Source organism: Anoxybacillus sp. J5B_2022, from assembly GCF_026847645.1.
Taxonomy (GTDB): domain Bacteria; phylum Bacillota; class Bacilli; order Bacillales; family Anoxybacillaceae; genus Anoxybacteroides.
Window position 1 is genome coordinate 30,520 of sequence record NZ_JAPSMC010000019.1, and the last position, 21,687, is coordinate 52,206.

General features: G+C 44.8%; 21 protein-coding genes. All 21 read right to left on the reverse strand.

Annotation, left to right across the window (positions count from 1 at the left end):
• Nucleotide 1 precedes the first annotated feature (1 nt).
• Complete coding sequence (gene nusA, locus M4I42_RS07470; RefSeq protein WP_268851583.1) at nucleotides 2-1,147, reverse strand: transcription termination factor NusA; 1,146 nt, start codon at nucleotides 1,145-1,147, stop codon at nucleotides 2-4.
• A gap of 34 nt (nucleotides 1,148-1,181) precedes the next feature.
• Nucleotides 1,182-1,655 (reverse strand): ribosome maturation factor RimP, encoded by a 474-nt coding sequence (rimP, locus tag M4I42_RS07475; RefSeq protein WP_268851584.1) that lies wholly within the window; start codon nucleotides 1,653-1,655, stop codon nucleotides 1,182-1,184.
• Nucleotides 1,656-1,831: 176 nt separating this feature from the next.
• A complete protein-coding gene (locus M4I42_RS07480) occupies nucleotides 1,832-6,136 on the reverse strand; it encodes a PolC-type DNA polymerase III (RefSeq protein WP_268851585.1) in 4,305 nt (1,434 codons plus the stop codon).
• Nucleotides 6,137-6,217: 81 nt separating this feature from the next.
• Entirely contained in the window at nucleotides 6,218-7,921 is a 1,704-nt protein-coding gene (locus M4I42_RS07485) for a proline--tRNA ligase (protein WP_268851586.1), read from the reverse strand.
• Nucleotides 7,922-7,934: 13 nt separating this feature from the next.
• Complete coding sequence (gene rseP, locus M4I42_RS07490; protein ID WP_268851587.1) at nucleotides 7,935-9,203, reverse strand: RIP metalloprotease RseP; 1,269 nt, start codon at nucleotides 9,201-9,203, stop codon at nucleotides 7,935-7,937.
• Between the two features lie 15 nt (nucleotides 9,204-9,218).
• Nucleotides 9,219-10,367: a 1-deoxy-D-xylulose-5-phosphate reductoisomerase gene (dxr, locus tag M4I42_RS07495; protein WP_442864084.1), complete on the reverse strand. Its 1,149-nt coding sequence runs from the start codon at nucleotides 10,365-10,367 to the stop codon at nucleotides 9,219-9,221.
• 14 nt (nucleotides 10,368-10,381) lie between these two features.
• The gene (locus M4I42_RS07500) at nucleotides 10,382-11,164 is read right to left on the reverse strand and encodes a phosphatidate cytidylyltransferase (RefSeq protein ID WP_268851589.1); all 783 of its coding nucleotides are present in this window, start codon (nucleotides 11,162-11,164) and stop codon (nucleotides 10,382-10,384) included.
• Between the two features lie 5 nt (nucleotides 11,165-11,169).
• A complete protein-coding gene (locus M4I42_RS07505; RefSeq protein ID WP_268851590.1) occupies nucleotides 11,170-11,937 on the reverse strand; it encodes an isoprenyl transferase in 768 nt (255 codons plus the stop codon).
• Between the two features lie 152 nt (nucleotides 11,938-12,089).
• Nucleotides 12,090-12,647, reverse strand: a complete 558-nt coding sequence (gene frr, locus M4I42_RS07510; RefSeq protein ID WP_268851591.1) for a ribosome recycling factor — start codon at nucleotides 12,645-12,647, stop codon at nucleotides 12,090-12,092.
• Nucleotides 12,648-12,649: 2 nt separating this feature from the next.
• Complete coding sequence (pyrH, locus tag M4I42_RS07515) at nucleotides 12,650-13,372, reverse strand: UMP kinase (protein ID WP_268851592.1); 723 nt, start codon at nucleotides 13,370-13,372, stop codon at nucleotides 12,650-12,652.
• A gap of 68 nt (nucleotides 13,373-13,440) precedes the next feature.
• Nucleotides 13,441-14,322, reverse strand: coding sequence for a translation elongation factor Ts (gene tsf / locus M4I42_RS07520; protein ID WP_268851593.1), 882 nt, complete (start codon nucleotides 14,320-14,322; stop codon nucleotides 13,441-13,443).
• Nucleotides 14,323-14,492: 170 nt separating this feature from the next.
• Nucleotides 14,493-15,200, reverse strand: coding sequence for a 30S ribosomal protein S2 (rpsB, locus tag M4I42_RS07525; RefSeq protein ID WP_268851594.1), 708 nt, complete (start codon nucleotides 15,198-15,200; stop codon nucleotides 14,493-14,495).
• A gap of 157 nt (nucleotides 15,201-15,357) precedes the next feature.
• Nucleotides 15,358-15,894 carry a hypothetical protein gene (locus M4I42_RS07530; protein ID WP_268851595.1) on the reverse strand — a complete coding sequence of 179 codons (537 nt, stop codon included), beginning with the start codon at nucleotides 15,892-15,894 and terminating at the stop codon, nucleotides 15,358-15,360.
• 9 nt (nucleotides 15,895-15,903) lie between these two features.
• The gene (locus tag M4I42_RS07535) at nucleotides 15,904-16,155 is read right to left on the reverse strand and encodes a hypothetical protein (RefSeq protein ID WP_268851596.1); all 252 of its coding nucleotides are present in this window, start codon (nucleotides 16,153-16,155) and stop codon (nucleotides 15,904-15,906) included.
• Nucleotides 16,156-16,185: 30 nt separating this feature from the next.
• The gene (locus M4I42_RS07540; protein ID WP_268851597.1) at nucleotides 16,186-16,941 is read right to left on the reverse strand and encodes a FliA/WhiG family RNA polymerase sigma factor; all 756 of its coding nucleotides are present in this window, start codon (nucleotides 16,939-16,941) and stop codon (nucleotides 16,186-16,188) included.
• A gap of 44 nt (nucleotides 16,942-16,985) precedes the next feature.
• The gene (locus tag M4I42_RS07545) at nucleotides 16,986-17,303 is read right to left on the reverse strand and encodes a hypothetical protein (RefSeq protein WP_268851598.1); all 318 of its coding nucleotides are present in this window, start codon (nucleotides 17,301-17,303) and stop codon (nucleotides 16,986-16,988) included.
• Complete coding sequence (locus M4I42_RS07550; RefSeq protein ID WP_268851599.1) at nucleotides 17,303-17,803, reverse strand: chemotaxis protein CheD; 501 nt, start codon at nucleotides 17,801-17,803, stop codon at nucleotides 17,303-17,305. The genes M4I42_RS07545 and M4I42_RS07550 overlap by 1 nt, the downstream gene beginning before the upstream one ends.
• A complete protein-coding gene (locus tag M4I42_RS07555) occupies nucleotides 17,800-18,435 on the reverse strand; it encodes a chemotaxis protein CheC (RefSeq protein WP_268851600.1) in 636 nt (211 codons plus the stop codon). The genes M4I42_RS07550 and M4I42_RS07555 overlap by 4 nt, the downstream gene beginning before the upstream one ends.
• 24 nt (nucleotides 18,436-18,459) lie before the next feature.
• A complete protein-coding gene (locus M4I42_RS07560; RefSeq protein ID WP_268851601.1) occupies nucleotides 18,460-18,912 on the reverse strand; it encodes a chemotaxis protein CheW in 453 nt (150 codons plus the stop codon).
• Between the two features lie 11 nt (nucleotides 18,913-18,923).
• On the reverse strand, nucleotides 18,924-20,954 hold the full coding sequence (locus tag M4I42_RS07565) for a chemotaxis protein CheA (protein WP_268851602.1): 2,031 nt from the start codon (nucleotides 20,952-20,954) through the stop codon (nucleotides 18,924-18,926).
• Nucleotides 20,955-20,958: 4 nt separating this feature from the next.
• Nucleotides 20,959-21,687: chemotaxis protein CheB (locus M4I42_RS07570; protein WP_328284596.1), on the reverse strand; the 729-nt coding region annotated here is incomplete at its 5' end.

Genomic DNA, 21,687 nt, shown 5'->3' on the forward strand with positions numbered 1-21,687 from the left:
CTCACTCGATTTCTTCTTCCGGTAAATCGAATGTCAGGCTGTTTCCATCTTCATTATTCATCAATGTATCTAAAGAATCAAATAAACTGGTCGGCTCGTAGGCAATTCCCAACTGTTTTGCTTCCGACTCGCTTTTGATGTCGATTTTCCAGTTCGTTAATTTCGCCGCCAGCCGGGCGTTTTGTCCGCGTTTTCCGATCGCCAAAGATAGCTGATAATCTGGGACGATAACCGTTGTCGCCCGCTCTGCTTCGTTGACGATGACTCGCAGCACTTTCGCTGGACTTAAAGCGTTTGCGACAAATTCCACTGGATCATCGGACCAACGGACGATGTCGATTTTTTCGCCTTTTAACTCATCAACGACCGCTTGAACGCGCTGCCCTTTTGGCCCGACACAAGCACCGACAGGGTCGACTTCTGGATTGTCAGAGTGGACAGAAATTTTCGACCGGTCTCCGGCTTCGCGAGCAATCGATTTAATTTCCACTGTTCCGTCATAAATTTCTGGTACTTCTAGTTCAAAAAGGCGCTTTAGTAGGCCAGGGTGCGTACGAGAAACAAAAATTTGCGGACCTTTTGTCGTTTTTTCTACTTTTGTAATATACACTTTCAGGCGGTCGTGCGGTTTGTATGTTTCATTTGGCATTTGTTCACTGACTGGAAGCAATGCTTCTACTTTGCCGAGGCTGACATACGCATAGCGTGGGTCAACACGTTGGACAATTCCTGTCATAATGTCTTCTTCACGGTCCATAAATTCCGCGTAAATGACTCCCCGTTCTGCTTCGCGTACCCGTTGCGTGACGACTTGTTTCGCTGTTTGTGCGGCAATACGGCCGAAATCTTTTGGTGTCACTTCCAGCTCAACGACATCGCCTACTTGATAGTTCGGATTGATGAGACGTGCTTCATCGAGCGAAATTTCTAAGCGGGAGTCGTATACTTCTTCGACGACTTCCTTTCGTGCAAATACCCGAATCGAGCCTGTTTCGATGTTGAAATCGACGCGCACATTTTGCGCTTGACCGAAATTGCGTTTATAAGCTGAAATAATGGCCGCTTCGATCGCTTCGACGAGCACATCTTGGCTAATGCCTTTTTCTTTCACAAGCGCAGCTAACGCATCTAATAATTGCGTATTCATGAAACGAAAATCCCCCTTTTCAAGCGTTTACCCATTAAAAAAAGATCACGGCAAGCCTTGCGCTTGCAATTTTTTCGTATGGAATGTGAATCGACTTTTTGCGCGTTTTTTGTTTTACCGTAACGGTTACCGTTTGGCCGTCAAAGTCCGTCAATTCGCCTTCGAACTCTTTTTCTCCTTCAATTGGTTCATATGTTTTAATGTATACATTTTTTCCGACGGCCCGTTCGAAATCCGCAGCTTTCTTTAGCGGCCGTTCCGCTCCCGGCGAAGATACTTCTAAAAAATAGTTATATGGAATCGGGTCAACAGCGTCTAATTTTTCACTTAATTTTTCGCTGACAACACCGCATTGCTCAATATCGATGCCTTCTTCCGAGTCAATGAATACACGCAAAAACCAATTTTTACCTTCTTTTACATATTCAATATCGACTAATTCAAGGTTCATGTCGTCAAGGATCGGTGTAACTAGTTCTTCTACGACTTCTGTTACCTTTTTGCTCATTTTCCCCCTCCTACACTTCGAGAAAATCGCTTTGGAAAATCACCTGCTCAATCGCGGGAAACATATCCAATCAATGCGAAAGAGTGGGTTTCCCCACTCTTCTCTTACCGATTATCTTCACCATTTCCCCTAAAACTATAACATATTGGAAAATATTTTTCAACTGGTCGCACGTCCTAGAACAAAGAAAGTTGGTTGTGATCCGGCAAGGAATCAAGACAGCCACGGCTTTCCAAGTACTCTAAAATCGTTTTTGAAACTTTTCCGCGCTGCTGCAAGTCTTCTTTTGATAAAAATTCGCCTTCTTCGCGGGCGCGAACGATGCTCAACGCCACGTTCTCCCCGAGTCCCGGAATCGCATTAAACGGCGGGATGAGCGAATTGCCATCGATGACAAATTCCGTCGCTTGCGAGCGATACAGATCGATATTTTTAAATGAGAATCCCCGTTCGCACATCTCAAGCGCAATTTCTAATACAGTCAGCAAGTTTTTCTCTTTAGCTGATGCATCCAACCCTTTAGCGTTAATTTCTTCGATGCGTTTGCGAATCGCTGCCGATCCTTTCACCATCGCATCTAAATCGAAATCTTCCGCGCGCACTGTAAAATATGATGCATAATATAGCAATGGATGATGGACTTTGAAATACGCAATGCGCACCGCCATTAAAACGTACGCAGCGGCGTGCGCCTTAGGGAACATATACTTAATTTTTTTGCATGATTCGATGTACCATTCTGGTACGTCGTGTTTGCGCATTTCTTCTTCAAATTCTGGCGTTAGTCCTTTTCCTTTGCGGACGGATTCCATAATTTTAAACGCTAACGACGGTTCAAGGCCGCGGTAAATTAAATACACCATAATATCGTCGCGGCACCCGATTACTTCCGACAGCGTGCAAATTCCGTTTTGAATCAACTCTTGTGCATTGCCAAGCCATACGTCCGTTCCGTGCGAAAGTCCCGATATTTGTACGAGTTCAGAAAACGTTTTTGGTTTTGTATCTTCTAACATTTGACGGACAAAGCGCGTACCGAACTCTGGAATGCCAAGCGTCCCGACGTTGCACATAATTTGTTCCGGAGTGACGCCGAGCGATTCCGTCCCACTGAAAATTTTCATTACTTCCGGATCATCCGTCGGAATCGTTTTCGGATCGATACCGCTTAAATCTTGTAGCATGCGAATGACCGTCGGATCGTCGTGGCCGAGAATATCGAGCTTTAATAAATTATCATGGATGGAATGGAAATCAAAATGCGTCGTCCGCCATTCCGCGTTCGTCGCATCAGCCGGATATTGAATCGGCGTAAAATCATAAATGTCCATGTAATCCGGAACGACGATAATGCCGCCTGGATGTTGTCCGGTCGTCCGTTTCACACCGGTGCATCCCGCCGCAAGCCGGTCAATTTCCGCCCCGCGAAGTTCTAAATTGTGGTCGCTTGCATACCCTTTGACAAATCCGTACGCCGTTTTATCGGCCACTGTGCCGATCGTTCCCGCCCGATACACATTGTCTTCCCCGAACAACACTTTCGTATAGTTATGGGCGCGTGGCTGATATTCGCCGGAGAAATTCAAGTCAATATCTGGCACTTTATCTCCTTTAAAGCCGAGGAACGTTTCAAACGGAATGTCGTGCCCGTCTTTTTTATACTTCGTTCCGCACTTCGGACAATCTTTGTCCGGCAAGTCAAAACCTGAACCGACCGAACCGTCATTGAAAAATTCGGAGTGTTTGCAGTTCGGGCACACGTAATGCGGTGGAAGCGGATTGACTTCCGTAATCTCCGTCATCGTTGCGACAAACGATGAACCGACCGATCCACGCGAACCGACAAGATAGCCGTCGTCGAGCGATTTTTTAACGAGTTTGTGGGAAATTAAATAAATAACAGCAAAACCATGGCCGATAATGCTTTTTAACTCTTTTTCCAAACGCTTCTCGACAATCTCCGGCAGCGGATCGCCGTATATTTCTTTCGCACGCCGGTAACTCATTTCGCGAATCTCTTCGTCTGCTCCTTCAATGCGCGGCGTGTATAACTCATCTTTAATCGGCTTCACATCTTCAATCGAATCAGCAATTTTTTGCGTATTCGTTATAACAATCTCTTTTGCCTTCTCTTCCCCAAGAAACGAAAACGCCTCAAGCATTTCATTCGTCGTGCGAAAATACACATCCGGCAGTTCATGGCGATTGAGCGGATTAGCACCCGATTGCGAATGAATAAGTATTTTTCGGTAAATTTTATCTTCCGGATTCAAATAATGGACGTTTCCAGTCGCCACGACAGGAATATTTAACTTCTCCCCTAACAATACGATATTGCGAATAACCTCTTTCAGCATCGCTTCATCTTTTACATAATCCATCTCAATTAACGGCTTGTACACGGCCGGCGGATGCACTTCAAGAAAGTCGTAAAACTTGGCGATCTCTTCCATTTCTTCCGGCGCTTTTTGAATCATATTGTCAAATACTTCGCCTTTATCGCAGCCGGAACCGACTAAAATTCCTTCACGGTGTTGCTGTAAAACGGAACGCGGAATGCGCGGCACGCGGTAAAAATATTGAACGTGCGCTAATGAAACAAGTTTAAACAAATTTTTTAACCCAACTTCGTTTTGCGCAAGCAACGTCACATGGAACGGACGCGAACGCTGGTAAGCCGTTTCTTGACGGGAACGTTCATTCAATTCGTCGTGATACAACATTCCTTTTTCTTGCGCATCTTTCAGCATCCGCATGAGCAAATGCCCGGTCGCCTCTGCATCATAAATCGCCCGGTGATGTTGCGTTAGTTCAATGTCAAACTTTTTACAAAGCGTATTTAAGCGATGATTTTTTAATTCTGGATATAAAAATCTTGCTAACTCAAGCGTGTCGATCACCGGATTCGTTACCCGCGGAATGCCGATTTTTTTCAACCCAGCGTTTAAAAAACCGATGTCAAACCCGGCGTTGTGGGCAACGAGGACGCTGTCGCCGATCCATTCGTGAAACTTACGCAACACTTCTTCCACATCCGGAGCATCCTTCACCATCTCATCAGTAATCCCAGTTAATTCGATCGTCGTAATCGATAGCGGATGATGCGGATTCGCAAACGACGTAAACCGGTCAATTATTTCCCCGTCTTTTACTTTCACTGCGGCAAGTTCAATGATCGTATTATAAACAGCCGACAAACCGGTCGTCTCTACGTCAAACACGACAAACGTATCTTCCGCTAACAAACGATGCGCTTCATTGTAAGCGATCGGTACACCGTCATCGACGATGTTCGCTTCGACGCCGTACAATACTTTCATGCCGTATTTTTTCGCCGCGCTGTACGCCTCTGGAAACGATTGGACGACAGCATGGTCCGTTACCGCAATCGCAGGATGTCCCCATTTTTTCGCTTGTTCGATCAGCCTCGTCACCGATGTAACTGCATCCATTTGGCTCATCGGCGTGTGCAGATGAAGTTCGACCCGTTTTTCGCTCGCCGTATCTTCCCGCTCGTTCGGCTTGATTTCATTCACATCGTTCGCTAATAGTACAAGGTCGCGTACGAACGTATCATTTTGCACGCTTCCTCTTACTTTCACCCACATGCCTTTTCTAACCTTTTCCATCAGCGCCGCATCTTCTTTATCGCGGGAGAACATTTTAACTAAAATGGAATTGGTATAGTCGGTCATTTTAAATGTTAACAACGAACGGCCGCTTTTGAGCTCTTTTACCTCCGCCTCAAAAATATACCCTTGGACGACTACCCGTTTTTCTTCTTCGACGATGCTATCAAGCGTCCGTACTTCTTCCCCTTCGCGAATCGGGTAACCAATCACAAGCGGTCCTGATGGTTCCGGCGCCGCCTCTGCTGCCGGTTCTTTTCTCGCTGTCATTTCTGCTAGCGCAGCTAAAGCGCGCGCTTCATCTTCTTGCTGCTTTTGCGCTAAAAATTGTTCGTACGCTTGCTCAGATTGCTGCACTTCCGTTTCTAACTGTAACATCGGAAACCCGAATGATTGGTACACTTCAGCAATTTTGGTCGCAAACCGTCGTTTCAAAGCGATCGCCTCTGTATCGTTGCGCGCCGTGATATACAACTTATGTCCTTTTACAAGCGGAAGCTGTTCGTGAAGCAGTGTAAGGAGCGGAGAAGAAATCCCTTGCAGCTCATGCAAACAAAGCGACCAATAATCATGGACATCTGCCGGTGTGAAAGCTGGATTCATCGTCTGAATCGTATGTTTAACATGGGCGATATGCTGAAACGCTTGAACCAGCTTTTGAGTAAAGAGCTGGTATACGTTATATGGCAAAATGTTCGGCAATAAAAAGTAAAAATGCCAACACCGTTGTTCCTTTTCAATCACAAGCTTTTGGATGCCTGCTTCTGAAAAATACGGAACGATCTCATCAGACGTCAATTCGAGTTGCTGCAACAACACTTGAAAACGTTCTTTTTGCTCACTAGTTAACATGACGTCGATCTTTTCCCCTCTCTATAAAATGAATAAGCAGAAGGGCTGCCCCTAAGAAGGAATCAGCCCCTGATGCGTTGATTACGATTGTAATAGACGTTTTACAGTTTCGACTAATTCGTTAACATGAACTTCCATCGATTCCCCTGTTTGCCGCACCCTCAATTCAACAACTCCTTCACCGGCACGTTTTCCGACGGTCACACGGACAGGAATTCCGATTAAATCACTGTCGGCAAACTTCACGCCCGGACGCTCCGGACGGTCGTCATAAAGAACTTCCAATCCTGCTTGTCCTAATTTTTCGTACCATTCATTCGCAAGCTCGCGCTGTTCATCGTTTTTCGAATTGATCGAAATGAGATGAACATGGAACGGAGCAACCGACACCGGCCAAACAAGACCGTTCTCATCGCCAAACTGCTCTGCGATCGCAGCAAGCAAGCGGGAAACACCAATGCCGTAGCAGCCCATAATCATCGTTTGCATGCGGCCGTTTTCATCAAGATAGGTCGCATTCATCGCCTCGCTGTAACGAGTGCCTAATTTAAAGACGTGTCCGACTTCAATGCCGCGCGCAAAACGAATCGTTCCTTTTCCATCCGGCGACGGATCGCCTTCTTGGATAAAGCGCAAGTCCGCATATTGTGAAACGGTGAAGTCGCGGTCAGCGTTTACCCCTGTGTAATGATATCCTTCTTCATTAGCGCCGCATACGCCGTTGACAATCGCTTGAACCGCATAATCAGCAATGACCGTTACGGAATCTCTCACCCCGATTGGACCGAGAGAGCCAACTGAGCAATTCATCACTTCTTTCGTTTCTTCTGGCGAAGCAAGTTCCACAACCGATGCTTCAAATACATTTTTCACTTTTACATCATTCACCTCATGATCCCCGCGAACGAGCACTAACACATAACGATCGTCTACTTTAAACAGCAACGATTTGATGCATTTTTCCGGTGTCACTTGTAAAAACGATGACACTTCTTCGATCGTTTTTTGCTCCGGCGTATGCACCTTTTCTAATGGGCGAAGCGGTTCATCGCTTTTTTCATATGTCGTCACAACAGGAGCCATTTCGATATTTGCTGCATAATCAGACGCATCCGAATAAGCGATCGTATCTTCCCCGATCTCAGACAACACCATAAATTCATGTGTATCTTTTCCGCCGATCGCTCCCGAGTCGGCAATGACAGCACGGAAATTTAAGCCACACCGGCGGAAAATATTGGAGTACGCCTCGTACATTTTGTTATACACTTCGTCTAAACTTTCTTTCGACGTATGGAACGAATACGCATCTTTCATAATAAATTCACGGCCGCGCAACAAGCCGAAGCGCGGGCGTTTTTCATCGCGAAACTTCGTTTGAATTTGGTATAACGTTAGCGGCAACTTTTTATACGTTCGCACTTCATCGCGCACTAACGCTGTAATCACCTCTTCATGCGTCGGACCAAGAGCAAAATCGCGCTCATGACGATCTTTTAAACGCATAAGTTCCGGTCCGTATGAATACCAGCGCCCTGACTCTTGCCAAAGCTCCGCTTGCTGAAGCGCTGGCATTAGCAGCTCGATCGCGCCAGCCCGGTTCATTTCTTCGCGAATAATCGTTTCGATTTTTTGGAGCACGCGTTGGCCGAGCGGCAAAAAGGTATAGACGCCGCTCGCACTTTGCCGAATAAATCCAGCTCGTAGCAGCAGCTGGTGACTTTTCACTTCCGCGTCTGCTGGTACTTCGCGTAACGTTGGAATAAACGACTGACTTTGTTTCATTTTATTGCACCTCTTACAAGAAAAATTTTTGAATGTCGTTCCATGTAACGACTAGCATCAACAACATTAACAACGCAAAGCCAATAAAATGGACCATCCCTTCTTTTTGCCGGTCAATCGGCTTGCCGCGCAACGCTTCAATCGCAAAAAACATCAAACGTCCACCGTCTAATGCAGGAAGCGGCAGCAAGTTCACAATGCCAAGGTTAATGCTCAAAATCGCGCCCCATTTCATTACATAGTAAATGCCTGACTGTGCCACTTTGTTGGTGGATACCGCAATTCCAACCGGACCAGACAACATATCAAGCGAGAACTGACCGGTAATTAAATGACCGAGACCTACGACAATTTGCTTTGTCCAATAATACGTCTCTAAAGCGCCTTGCTTAAAAGAACCGAGAACGGATTTTTCCATCGGCCCATAGACGCCGATCAAGCCGATCGTTTCGCCTTGGATTTGCTTCGCTTCCGGCGTCACCGGGACATCAAGCACTTGCCCGTCTCGCTGAATTTTAAACATCAGTTTTTCTTCCGGATGCGCGCGAATAATCTCCACAACTTTCGTCCATGTCGTCACCTGTTCATTGTCGATTGACAGCACGACGTCCCCTTGCTGCAAGCCCGCTTCGCGTGCCGCTCCTTCTTTCGTTAATTCCCCGATGATCGGTTTATCGACCGGATATCCTTGCAACAAACCGATCAACACGAACACAACGAACGCCAATACAAAGTTGGCCAACGGCCCTGCAAAAATCGCCATCGCCCTTTGTCCGAGTGTTTTTGACACAAATTGACGATGGTACGGAGCAATTTGAATTTCTTGGTGATCCATGACAAAAAAGGCTGGTTCGCTGATCGAGAAGCGGACTAACCGCTCTCCGTTCTCGTCTTCATAGCCGGTAATATACATGCCGTGTTCTAAGTCCGCTTGCTCGACTTCGATGATTTTCGCATCCGGATATTCGTCTTTATGATTTATAATAATTTTTTTGACTTTGCCGTCACGATCCAATTCTAGCCCGACCATTTGTCCTGGCTTCACTTCGATCATTTCCGGATCTTCTCCGGCCATGCGCACAAAGCCGCCTAACGGAAGAAGACGAATCGTATAGACGGTTTCATTCCATTTGAACGAAAACACTTTCGGACCGAAGCCAATCGCAAATTCGCGGCATAAAATGCCGGCCCGTTTCGCAAAAATTAAATGCCCAAGCTCATGAAAAAACACGAGCGCCCCAAAAATGGCAACAAAAGCAATAACCGTATTTAACGTATTCAAATTTTCAACCACCCTTTATGTTAATAGTGACTGGATATAACGGCGTGTTTCTTGATCGACTTCGCGAATGTCTTCAAGCGTCGGCTGCTTGATCACCGCATGCCATTCTAACGCCCGTTCAATCAATTCTTCGATCGCTAAAAATGAAATGCGTCCGCTTAAAAACGCAGCAACCGCCTCCTCGTTCGCAGCGTTCAACACGGTCGGTAGCGACCCGCCCGTTTTTCCTGCCTCATATGCAAATTGTAAACAACGATAACGATCAAAATCAACTGCTTGGAAATGAAGAGTTCCAATTTCTGCCAAATTCAATTTTTTCGCACCCATTAATTCCAAACGATCCGGATAGGTGAGCGCATATTGGATCGGGACGCGCATATCCGGCGTTCCGAGCTGGGCGATGATGCTGCTGTCATGAAATTGGACGAGCGAATGAACGATGCTTTCTCTATGTAACAATACATCAATTTGTTCGTATGGTAAATGAAAGAGCCAATGCGCTTCAATCACTTCAAGCCCTTTATTCATCATCGTTGCCGAGTCGATCGTAATTTTTGCCCCCATCGCCCAATTCGGATGGCGGAGCGCTTCTTCTACCGTCACATGGCGCAACTGCTCGCGAGTACGATCCCGGAAGCTTCCGCCCGAAGCTGTTAAAATAATTTTCTCGATATTTTTCGGTTGCTCCCCTTGCAAGCATTGAAAGATGGCCGAATGCTCGCTATCTACCGGAAGCAAGGCAACACGATGCTTTTTCGCTGCTTCTGTCACAATATGTCCGGCGGTGACAAGCGTTTCTTTATTCGCCAACGCAATCGTTTTTCCCGCTTCAATGGCTTTTAATGTCGGCACAAGCCCAATGCTGCCGACGACCGCATTCACGACAACGGTCGCTTTCGGATGGGTGGCCACTTCGATCAATCCTTCTTCACCGGCGACAATGTTCACTTTCCCGTTGTATTCGTCACGAAGAGCGATAAACGCTTGTAGGTCAGCAACCGCCACGAGTTCCGGCTGAAATTGTTCGATCGCCATTTTGGCAGCAGCAATATTTTTTCCGACCGATAGCGCCACAAGGCGAAATTCCTCCCGGTGCGTGCGAATGACGTCCAACGTTTGCTGGCCGATCGAGCCGCTCGCACCTAATAAACTAATATACTTCAACGTTTTCACTCCCACTACATCATTTTTAAGAAAAGATGCAAAACCGGCAACATAAATAATAAGCTATCAAACCGATCTAAAATGCCACCATGCCCTGGCAAAATGTTGCCTGAATCTTTTACGCCATAATGCCGCTTAAACGCTGATTCGACTAAATCGCCCATCTGCCCAACAGCAGAAAGCACGAGCGTCATCACGAATAAAAGCGGAACACTCGCGAAAGAATGGGTAAATAGTTGGTAAACGCTGGCGACAATAAGCGCGCAAACCGTCCCTCCCATCGAGCCTTCGACCGTTTTATTTGGGCTAATCTCAGGCCATAGCTTCCGTCTTCCAAACGCCCGTCCTGTAAAATAAGCGCCTGTATCTGTCGCCCAAATGATAAACAACGCATAAAACATGAGGTGAAGACCGGATAAGCGCGTTTCCATGAAATAATGGAACCCAAAACCGACATAGACAGCAGACAAAATGGCGAACGCTGCATTGTCGAACGTAAATCGATTTTTCGTCGTCACTGTATACACAAGCAATAAAAGAACGAGGAGCAAAAGCACTTCTAGTTTCGTTAGCTGCATCTCGCGAAGCCATGACTCGCGAGCGAGCAGCCCCCATACTAACAAGGTGCTCATGATTCCTTCTGGAGAAACTATCTGCATTTGCTTCATCCGCAACAACTCAAACAAGCCGATCGTTGCTAATACATATGTCACGAGAATAAATGGGATTCCGCCAAAAATAACAACCGGCAAAAAAAGCGCAGCGGCAAGCACTCCTGTAACGATTCGTTGCTTCATCTTGTTTAAACTCCTCCAAACCGGCGACCGCGCTGCTGAAATTCAACGATCGCCTGTAATAAATGTTGTTCGGTGAAATCTGGCCAAAGCACATCGGTAAACCAAAATTCCGTATACGCTAGTTGCCAAAGCATAAAATTGCTAAGGCGGATTTCACCGCTTGTACGAATCAATAAATCGGGATCTTTTAAATCTTTTGTCATTAAATACGAAGCGATCACATCTTCATTAATTTGCTCTGGCGATAAATGACCTTGCGCCACTTGTTTCGCAATTTCTTGCATCGCATAGGTAAGCTCTCGGCGGCTGCCGTAATTGAGCGCAAAATTTAAAATAAGCCCTGTATTATGTTTCGTTTCTTCCATCGCTTTTTCCACTGCCCGACGCGTATGCTCTGGGAGCTGATCGCGATTTCCGATGACGCGGACATTGACGTTTTCTTCGATTAGCTCAGGCAAAAAGGTCGTCAAAAATTGTTCTGGAAGCTTCATTAAGTAATCGACTTCCTGCTTCGGACGCTTCCAATTTTCTGTGGAAAACGCATAGAGCGTTAACACTTTAATGCCTAGTTCATTGGCAAACCGCGTAATTTTCCGAACGACTTGCATTCCTTCATAATGACCGGCAATGCGCGGCAACGACCGTTTTTTCGCCCAGCGCCCGTTTCCGTCCATAATAATCGCTACATGTTCTGGAATCGGATGCTGCAACACTTCTTCTTTCGTATATTCTGTAGAAAGTGGTTTATGACCTTTCCGAAATTTGTTAAACATCCTAGTCCTCCGTTTTTTCGATTGTTTCCATCCACTTATGAGGCTAGTGTAATCAAGAAGCCACCGTTTCGTCAAACATACACCTCATGTTGCTTTTTCATTATAGCAAAAAAACCCTCTCGGCACATAGAGGGTTTTGTGTAATGAGGTGATTAAACTTCCATAATTTCTTTTTCTTTCTCTTTTGTAATTGCGTCAATTTTAGCGATATGATCGTCTGTTATTTTTTGTACGTCATCTGTATACCCACGCAATTCATCTTCCGTAATTTCGCCATTTTTCTCTAATTTTTTCAATTCATCGTTCGCATCACGACGGATGTTACGAACAGCTACTTTTGCTTCTTCGGAATATTTTTTCACCACTTTCACAAGTTCGCGGCGGCGCTCTTCCGTTAACGGCGGAATCGTAATACGGATCACTGAGCCATCATTCGATGGAGTTAAACCTAAATCGGAAGCTAAAATCGCTTTTTCAATGTCTTTTAAAATCGATTTATCGTACGGCTGGATGACGAGTAGGCGCGCTTCCGGTACATGAATGCCCGCTAGCTGGTTAATCGGTGTCGCCATTCCGTAGTAGTCAACGGTGATTTTTTCAAGTAAGCCCGGGTTGGCTCTGCCCGCGCGAACGCTTGCTAATTCACGGCTAAACGCTTGAATCGCTTTATCCATTTTTTCTTTTGCTGCTGCGAGTACTTGTTTTGCCATCATTATTTCCCCCTTACAATTGTTCCGATATTTTCGCCAAGAACGGCACGTTTAATATTGCCTTCTTCCATAATCGAAAAGACGATCAACGGAATGTCGTTATCCATGCATAAAGAAGAGGCGGTCGAATCCATGACTCCGAGTCCTTGTTTAATGACATCAAGATACGATAGTTCATCGTATTTGACAGCATTTTGGTCGACCTTCGGATCTGCGCTATAAACGCCATCGACATTATTTTTCGCCATTAAAATGACATCTGCTTCAATTTCCGCAGCGCGCAACGCAGCGGTCGTATCTGTTGAGAAATACGGGTTCCCTGTTCCAGCCGCAAAAATGACGACGCGTTTTTTCTCAAGGTGGCGAATCGCTTTTCTTCTGATGTACGGCTCTGCGACTTGACGCATTTCAATCGACGTTTGTACGCGCGTTTCGACACCAAGATGCTCTAAGCTGTCTTGTAAAGCGAGCGAATTCATCACGGTGGCGAGCATCCCCATATAGTCTGCCGTTGCGCGATCCATGCCCATTTCGCTTCCCGTTTTTCCGCGCCAAATGTTGCCGCCACCGACAACGACAGCGACTTCTACTCCTAATTCGGCTACTTCTTTCACTTGTTTCGCAATTGACTGAATAATGGCTGGATTAATGCCGAATCCTTGATCGCCAGCTAACGCTTCACCGCTTAGTTTAAGCACAACACGCTTATATTTTGGATTACTCATGCTATTCCTCCGTGTAGCTAATCTTTAAAAATAGGGAACACGGTTGTGTTCCCTATTTGCTCCGGTCATTACTTTCTTACTTGGTTCATTACTTCTTCAGCGAAGTTATCTTGACGTTTTTCAATTCCTTCGCCTACTTCGTAACGAACGAAGCTTTTTACAGTCGCACCATTTGCTTCAACAAATTGACGAACTTTCATATCTGGATTTTTCACGAACGCTTGCTCTAACAAGCAAATGTCTTCATAAAATTTGTTTAAGCGGCCTTCGACCATTTTTTCGACGATGTTTGCCGGTTTTCCTTCGTTAAGTGCTTGTTGTTTTAATACTTCGCGCTCACGGTCAAGCTCTGCTTGCGAAACTTGGTCACGTGATACGTATTTCGGGCTAAGTGCCGCAATATGCATTGCAACGTCTTTAGCGATGTTTTCATCCGTTGTGCCTTCTAACAATGTCAATACGCCGATGCGGCCACCCATGTGCAAGTAAGCACCGAACGCTGCGTTGTCGCCTTTTTCCACAATTTCAAAACGGCGTAACGTTAACTTCTCGCCAATTTTCGCAATAGCCGCATTAATATGCTCTTCTACTGTTGCGCCGTTATCCATTTTTTGTTGTAACGCTTCTTCTAATGTTGCTGGCTTGTTTTTCAATAAATGCGCAGCAAGTTCTTTTACAAGCGTTTTGAAGCCTTCGTTTTTTGCCACGAAGTCTGTTTCTGAGTTTACTTCCACGATAACCGCTGTGTTTCCTTCTACTTCGATGAATGTTGTACCTTCCGCAGCAATACGATCCGCTTTTTTCGCTGCTTTCGCAATCCCTTTCTCGCGAAGCCAATCGATTGCTTTTTCCATGTCGCCGTTTGTTTCCGTGAGCGCTTTTTTGCAATCCATCATGCCTGCGCCCGTTTTTTCACGTAACTCTTTTACCATTTGAGCTGTAATTGCCATAAATCGAGTCCTCCTTTAATGTATGCGTATGTATATGAACAAAATTCGCAGCGCAAATTTTGTTTGCTCTTCACTTAGTATAGCCCATTTGCGCTATTTTCTGTCTCAAAAAAAGGTGATAAAAGGCTTTCCCCTCTTATCACCTTTCCGCCATTTCTTCAGGTGCACGCTTATTCCGCTGCAACAACCGCTTCTTCGCCTTGTTTTGCTTCTAAAATTGCATCAGCAATTTTCGCTGTAAGAAGTTTAACTGCGCGGATCGCATCGTCGTTTGCTGGGATGACGTAATCAATTTCATCCGGATCGCAGTTTGTGTCAACGATACCAACGATCGGAATGTTCAATTTGCGAGCTTCTGCTACCGCAATACGCTCTTTACGAGGATCGATAACAAACAATGCATCCGGCAATTGTTTCATTTCTTTAATACCGCCTAAAAACTTCTCTAAGCGCTCTAATTCTTTTTTCAAGCGGATTACTTCTTTTTTCGGCAATACATCAAACGTTCCATCTTCTGCCATTTTTTCGATTTCTTTTAGACGTTTAATCCGTTTTTGGATCGTTTCAAAGTTTGTCAATGTTCCACCTAACCAGCGTTGGTTCACGTAGAACATACCAGAACGTTCTGCTTCTTCTTTCACAGAATCCTGCGCTTGTTTTTTCGTACCAACGAAAAGAATTTTTCCGCCGTTTGCTGCTAAGTCTCTTACGAAGTTGTACGCTTCTTCTACTTTTTTAACCGTTTTTTGTAGGTCGATAATATAAATGCCGTTGCGCTCTGTGAAAATGTATTTTTTCATTTTCGGGTTCCAACGGCGAGTTTGATGTCCGAAATGAACACCTGCTTCAAGCAATTGTTTCATTGAAATAACTGACATTCGATTCTTCCTCCTATAGTTTGGTTTTCGTTCCTCCGCTTATTTCATCTTTAAGCAAGACTGCCGTGGCAGCACCATTGCTTAAATCCGTAAGCGTGTGTATTCACACCATGTAAAAATATATCACAACTAGAAATGACAATCAAGCTGTATTTCACTACATTTGCCGAAATTTCAAGAGCAGCTCAATTTCTGTTTTCCCCTTTTTTAACAATTTCGCAATTTCTTCAATCGTTTTTCCTTCTTGTTGCAGCTGCATTGCCTGCTCTGCAAGCGAAGAAGCGGAAGACGCGGGCGCTTGTTTCGGTTGAATGGCGCGAATTTCGAGTGTGTCTTTCATTTTTTCCGCATGCTCTAACGGTGACCACACATTCTCGGTTTGATTAGGGAGCGGCTCGGTCTTAACGGCTGCATCGGCGCTTCGCTTAGCTTCGTTCACTTGAACGTTCGGCACTTGCTTCGCTTTCTCATCGACGCGACGGTTTAATTTTTGCGCCAACGCTTGCAGAAACCGTTCGTTCTCTTCTTTCCATTCGATGAAATAAGCCGAAACGGTTTGCTCCATTTCCTCGATCATTTGTGCTTGTCGCTTTTCTACTTCTTTAACTTTTGTCAGCTGCAAATACAATAAAATGATAATAAACAGCGAAAGCGCGTGTAAAACAAAGCTAATTGTTAATAAAAATGCTGTCATCGAATCCCTCTATCCCATTAAATCGATGTTTGTTCCTTTGTATGGATGCTCCGCTTGATGATGCTTTTCGTTTTGCCAGCGAGCATCGAAGGCGGTTCGTTTATTCGTCACTTGCCGGTTCTTTCGTTCTTCCTGCTTTTGCATGGCAGCTGTTAGTTGGGCTTGTAGCTGCTCCGGGTGGTGATGAAGTTGCTCTTGAATTTTCGCGATGTCGTACGTTCTTGGAAGTGCGATTTGTAGTTCTACTAATTTTAAACTCATATGATCACTTCCTTTTTGCCTTAGTGGCGATTATAACGCTTTTTCTAATATTTTACGCAATTTAAACAGCGCTTTCGAATGAATTTGCGAAATTCTTGAGGTCGATAATCCCATCACTTGCCCAATTTCTGTCAATGTCAATTCTTCTTTATAAAATAAGCTAATCACCAGTTGTTCTTTTTCGTTTAGTTGCTGGATGACTTCCACAAGCTGTTGGCGCAATTCTTCGTGCAACACCGTTTCTTCTGGAGAAATCGCTTTTTCATCGCGCAACGTTAACGGACCGTCGTCCTCGTCTTTTGGCCATTCATCTAACGATAAAATGTTCGCAAAAAATCCTTCATTCATGACCGTATACACTTCTTCTTCCGCCATTCCTAACGCATCGGCTACTTCTTTCGCGGTGACTTCCCGCATATATTGTTGCTCCATTTTAGCAATTGTCGCTTCAATCTTTTTTGTTTTTTCTCTTAAGCTGCGCGGAAGCCAATCTTCTTTCCGCAATCCGTCTAGAATGGCACCACGAATGCGAAACGAGGCGTACGTGTCAAATTTCAAATCGCGAGAAGGATCAAATTTTTCAAGCGCGTCATAAAGCCCTAGTAATCCAAAGCTCACTAATTCCTGTTTATTCACGTTTTTTGGGAGAGATACAGAAATTCGTTGCACTTGGTAATGAACGAGCGGTATATATTTTTGAACAAGTTCATCTGCCGCTTGCGGATCGCGATTGCTCACCCAATTTTGCCAATGTTTTTGCTCTTCGCGCGCTGAAACGTTTGTCATAACACTCCTCCTCGTTCATCCTAAAACTGTCGGTGACGCTGCTTTTACGAATCGTTTTCGTTATGCAGCATATGACGAATATAGGCTGCCACTTTTTGTGCTTCTTCTTCGGTCAATCCTTTCATCAATTGTTGCAGTTCGTTTTCGTCTACAGGTTGTGACATTACCGTTATTTTCGCTGGATCTTTTCGAATATACGCAAACATCCAACGAAACAAATAAGCACTTAAAAAAAAGAGGACAAATGTGATTGCGCTGCGCTCAAACGTTGTTGTCATGCTATTGGTGGAAAAAGATAGAAGAAACACAATGATAAATCCAAACATGCCTAACAATATGTTGATCACGATCGTACCTGCCATTATATTTCTTTAACTCCTTGATTGACTGTGCGAATGGATAACATACATGTTTTCGGATTAAATTCAATCGTCCGTCCACTACTTCCCCCTACATCTTCCGCGACAACGGGAATGTAGAACCGCTGCAATTCTCGTTTCACCGCTTCTACATTCCTTGGTCCGATTCGCATCATATCTGTGTTTGCTGATTGAAATTGAAACATTTGCGCTCCACCTGCCAACTTCGCTTTTAGCCAATTTTTCCGTCCTCCTGCCTTGATGACGAGCTCCACTAGCGCTTCGATCGCCGTATCGGCATATTTGGCGATATTGATATTTTCCGATCTTGCCAGCGAGGAGTCTGGCAACATCACATGTGCTAACCCTGCCACTTCCTTCAGTCGGTCGAAAATGACTACTCCTACACACGAACCTAATCCAGAAGTGCGAATAAGATGAGGTGGTTGAACGACGTTCATATCTGCAATCCCGACTTTTACGACATGAACAATTTCATTCATGACAACTCGACACCTAACGATCGAAAAATCGGGACAAATGAGTCTGGATCAGGCAGTAAAAAGAAGTGGCCATTTATGCTATCTTCCGGCTGTTGCTCTTCGTGCACCGCTGTATCAATGACGATCGCATAATCCCCAACACGGGATAATTCAAGCAACCCGTATTGCAAAATTGCGCCAATCATATCGACCGTCAATGCTGGAACAGACGGGTAAAGCTTTAACTTAGTAAAATCGGCAAGGGCGGAAAGATAAGAACCTGCTAATATATTCCCTAATTCTTGCAAAGCGGATATTCCAAGTTCAGACGGTTGTAAAGAAACGAAAGAAAATTGATGATCTCCGGTCATTTGTTTAATAAACCGCTCCGCCTGTGGCAGCGATAACACGAAAAACATACTCCCAGGGGCATCTCCCTCAATTCGTAAAAATACAGCGGCGACCACTTGCTCAGCACCGCCCACTAAATCCATCATCTCGTCAAAGGAAACGATTTGTACATTCGGCACATTCATCTCAATTTTTTTATTTAACAGCTGCGAAAGTGCCGTCGCTGCATTCCCAGCACCGATATTGCCAATCTCTTTTAAAATATCGATATGATCCGCGTTCAAATCACGAATATTTGCCATTGATCAAACGACCTCTCTATATATTTACACTAAAGCGATTGTTTCCTTCTCTAATACTTTCTCTAAATTAAGCAAAATTAATAACCGTTTTCCGACTTTCGCTACACCGTTAATATAATCGGCTTCCACTGCCTCGATCACTTCAGGAGGCGGCTCAATGCTTTTTATAGGAAGATCGAGGACATCGTTCGCCGCATCGACAATAAGCCCTACTTCCATTTCGCCCAGCGCAACAATGATGATGCGCGTCTGCTCATTAAATGGCAACGCTTCAATGCCGAACCGCTCGCGCAAATCGATAATTGGCGTCACTACTCCGCGCAAATTAATGACTCCCTTAACAAACTTAGGCGTCCGCGGAACGCGTGTAATGTGCTGCACTTTTTCAATTGAACGAACTTGTTGAACTGGGATCGCATATTCTTCGTCCTTCAATTGAAAGACTATTACTTTTAATTCTGTTTCTTGATTCGCCATCCTTCTCCCCCCTATTTAATTAATGCGTTGCAGTCGATAATTAATGCCACTTGACCGTCTCCTAAGATCGTGGCACCGGAGATGGCAAAAACCGATGTTAAATAGTTTCCGAGCGATTTTAACACGACTTCTTGCTGGCCAATAAATGAATCGACGACAAGTCCGGCCATTTTTTCTCCCTTGCGGACAATCACGACGGAGAAAAAGTCTTCTTCTTCTTTTACGACCGGCACTTCAAATACATCTTTTAAAAATAAAAGCGGAACGACTTTGCCGCGGAAATCGATCACTTTTTGATGATGGGCATGCAAAATATCCTCTTTTTTAATAATCGCTGTTTCAATAATCGATGAAAGCGGAATCGCGTATTTTTCATATTGAATTTCGACTAACATGACAGAAATGATCGACAATGTTAGCGGCAATTGAATCGAGAAGATCGAACCGACCCCTTCGTGAGAATCAATCGTCACCGATCCGCCGAGCGATTCAATCGTGCTTTTTACTACGTCAAGACCGACACCTCGTCCAGAAATGTCCGAGATTTTATCGGCAGTAGAAAAGCCGGATGCAAAAATCAATTCATACACTTGTTTATCCGTTAAATTCGCTGCATTTTGTTTAGAGATAATCCCTTTATTGATTGCTTTTTGCAACACTTTTTCCCGGTTAATGCCAGCGCCGTCATCTTCGATTTCAATAAATACATGATTGCCGCTATGGTATGCTTTTAATTTGACCGTACCTTCTTCCGGTTTTCCTTTGGCACGGCGCACTTCCGGTGTTTCGATCCCGTGGTCAATCGCATTACGCAGCAAATGAACAAGAGGGTCGCCAATTTCATCAATGACTGTACGGTCTAATTCCGTTTCCGCTCCGATAATTTCGAGGTTGATTTTCTTCCCTAAATCGCGGGCAAGTTGACGAACCATGCGCGGAAAGCGGTTAAAAACAGTTTCGACCGGAACCATCCGCATATTTAAAATAATGTTTTGCAAGTCGCTCGAGATACGCGACATCCGCTCGACCGTTTCATGCAGTTCTGGATGATTCAATTCGCGCGAAATTTGTTCTAAGCGTCCACGGTCAATAACGAGCTCTTCGAACAAGTTCATTAAAATGTCAAGCCGTTCAATGTTGACGCGAATCGTTTTATTCGCCACTGCTTTATGTTGCTCTTTTTCTTCCTTTTGCCCTTCTGCTTTCTCTTCTTTTTGTTCTTCTTTTGCAGCCGTCACCGCTGCTTCTGTTTGGGACACCTCTAATTGAGGCGGTGTTAGTTCGCTTGGCCGCAGCTTGTCGACATCGATCGCAGTTACTGTTACTTCTTCTACTTCCGACACTTTGCTAACTTGCGCATATAATTGCTCTGCTGATTGTTTGGAAACAACAGTCACTACGAATTCTTGATCAAATTTTTCTTCTTCTAATAACTCCACCGGCGGATTCGCTTTAATTACTTCGCCCACTTGATTTAATGCATCAAAAACCATAAACACACGCGCAGCTTTCAACAAACAATCCGCTCGCAATTTGACGTGAATTTCATACGTATGAAACCCTTGTTCTTTCGAATGTTGCAATACGTTGTATTCAAATTCCCCGTACGTTTGCGTAAGCGTCGGCGTCGTAGAAGGTGGTTCCGTTTTCCTCGTTGGAACATCGCCTTGTTCAATTTGCTTCAGTTGCTGAACGACTTCGCGAACGTCCCGTTTGCCATCGCCACCGCTAGCGATCGAGTTCACCATCGCTTCTAAATCATCGACCGCACGAAACACGACGTCCAACAGTTCAGGCGTAACGGTAATTTTATGGTTGCGAATGCCGTCAAGCACGTTTTCCATTTGATGCGTTAAATTCGCCAAGTCTTCAAATCCCATCGTCGCCGACATTCCTTTTAATGTATGGGCTGAGCGGAAAATTTCATTTACAATCGAAAGGTCATCCGGGCTTTTTTCCAATTCTAAAAGCTGCTCGTTAATCGTTTGTAAATGTTCTTTACTTTCATCGATAAAAATCTCTAAATATTGACTCATGTCCATCACTCTACACCCCTTGCCCGCCTGCATATTTCATAATCGTTTCCGCAATTCGCTCCAAAGGCACGACAACGTCGACTAAATTCGTAGCGATCGCCGATTTCGGCATTCCAAACACTACTGCCGTTTCTTCTGATTCTGCAATTGCTTTTGTATGGCCTTGCTGCTTTAACAATTTCAATCCGGCTGTTCCATCTGACCCCATCCCTGTCATAATGACAGCGATTTTCTCATAATCACGTAATCCGCTGACAGATTCGAACAACACATCGACAGAAGGACGATGCCCGTTTCGTGGCGGAGAGTAGTCAAGATGGGCCACGAGCGACCGGCTTGACGGAACGACGGTAAAATGCGCCCCACCTAGCGCAATGTACGCTGTTCCTTGCTTTAACTCTTCTTGATGCTCCACTTCTTTAACAGAAATCTCACATAGTGAATCGAGCCGCTGTGCGAGTGATTTTGTAAATCCTTTTGGCATATGTTGCACGATGACAATCGGTGCCGCGATTTGTTTTGGAAGGTGCGTTAACACTTGCTGCAACGCCCGCGGACCGCCTGTCGATGTACCGATACATACAATTTTTTTCCGCTTTGTTGAAGGTTGTACTTCTATTCTACTATAAGAAACCGGTCGATAACTAGCTGTTGTTTGCGAAAAGTCCCGTTTTTTGATCCCACGCAAATTGGCGCGACTTGCAAGTACTACTTTTTCGATTAACTGTTCTTTTACTTT

Bases quoted from the DNA above. Each gene is read 5' to 3' on its own strand.
- M4I42_RS07535 (WP_268851596.1), bottom strand. From the start codon at position 16,155: ATGAGTTTAAAATTAGTAGAACTACAAATCGCACTTCCAAGAACGTAC.
- M4I42_RS07545 (WP_268851598.1), bottom strand. From the start codon at position 17,303: ATGGCAGGTACGATCGTGATCAACATATTGTTAGGCATGTTTGGATTT.
- tsf (WP_268851593.1), bottom strand. From the start codon at position 14,322: ATGGCAATTACAGCTCAAATGGTAAAAGAGTTACGTGAAAAAACGGGC.
- M4I42_RS07550 (WP_268851599.1), bottom strand. From the start codon at position 17,803: ATGAATGAAATTGTTCATGTCGTAAAAGTCGGGATTGCAGATATGAAC.
- rpsB (WP_268851594.1), bottom strand. From the start codon at position 15,200: ATGTCAGTTATTTCAATGAAACAATTGCTTGAAGCAGGTGTTCATTTC.
- M4I42_RS07480 (WP_268851585.1), bottom strand. From the start codon at position 6,136: ATGTTAACTAGTGAGCAAAAAGAACGTTTTCAAGTGTTGTTGCAGCAA.
- nusA (WP_268851583.1), bottom strand. From the start codon at position 1,147: ATGAATACGCAATTATTAGATGCGTTAGCTGCGCTTGTGAAAGAAAAA.
- M4I42_RS07500 (WP_268851589.1), bottom strand. From the start codon at position 11,164: ATGAAGCAACGAATCGTTACAGGAGTGCTTGCCGCTGCGCTTTTTTTG.
- M4I42_RS07530 (WP_268851595.1), bottom strand. From the start codon at position 15,894: ATGACAGCATTTTTATTAACAATTAGCTTTGTTTTACACGCGCTTTCG.
- rimP (WP_268851584.1), bottom strand. From the start codon at position 1,655: ATGAGCAAAAAGGTAACAGAAGTCGTAGAAGAACTAGTTACACCGATC.
- M4I42_RS07540 (WP_268851597.1), bottom strand. From the start codon at position 16,941: ATGACAAACGTTTCAGCGCGCGAAGAGCAAAAACATTGGCAAAATTGG.
- M4I42_RS07560 (WP_268851601.1), bottom strand. From the start codon at position 18,912: ATGGCGAATCAAGAAACAGAATTAAAAGTAATAGTCTTTCAATTGAAG.
- frr (WP_268851591.1), bottom strand. From the start codon at position 12,647: ATGGCAAAACAAGTACTCGCAGCAGCAAAAGAAAAAATGGATAAAGCG.
- pyrH (WP_268851592.1), bottom strand. From the start codon at position 13,372: ATGAGTAATCCAAAATATAAGCGTGTTGTGCTTAAACTAAGCGGTGAA.
- M4I42_RS07485 (WP_268851586.1), bottom strand. From the start codon at position 7,921: ATGAAACAAAGTCAGTCGTTTATTCCAACGTTACGCGAAGTACCAGCA.
- M4I42_RS07565 (WP_268851602.1), bottom strand. From the start codon at position 20,954: ATGGACATGAGTCAATATTTAGAGATTTTTATCGATGAAAGTAAAGAA.
- M4I42_RS07555 (WP_268851600.1), bottom strand. From the start codon at position 18,435: ATGGCAAATATTCGTGATTTGAACGCGGATCATATCGATATTTTAAAA.
- M4I42_RS07505 (WP_268851590.1), bottom strand. From the start codon at position 11,937: ATGTTTAACAAATTTCGGAAAGGTCATAAACCACTTTCTACAGAATAT.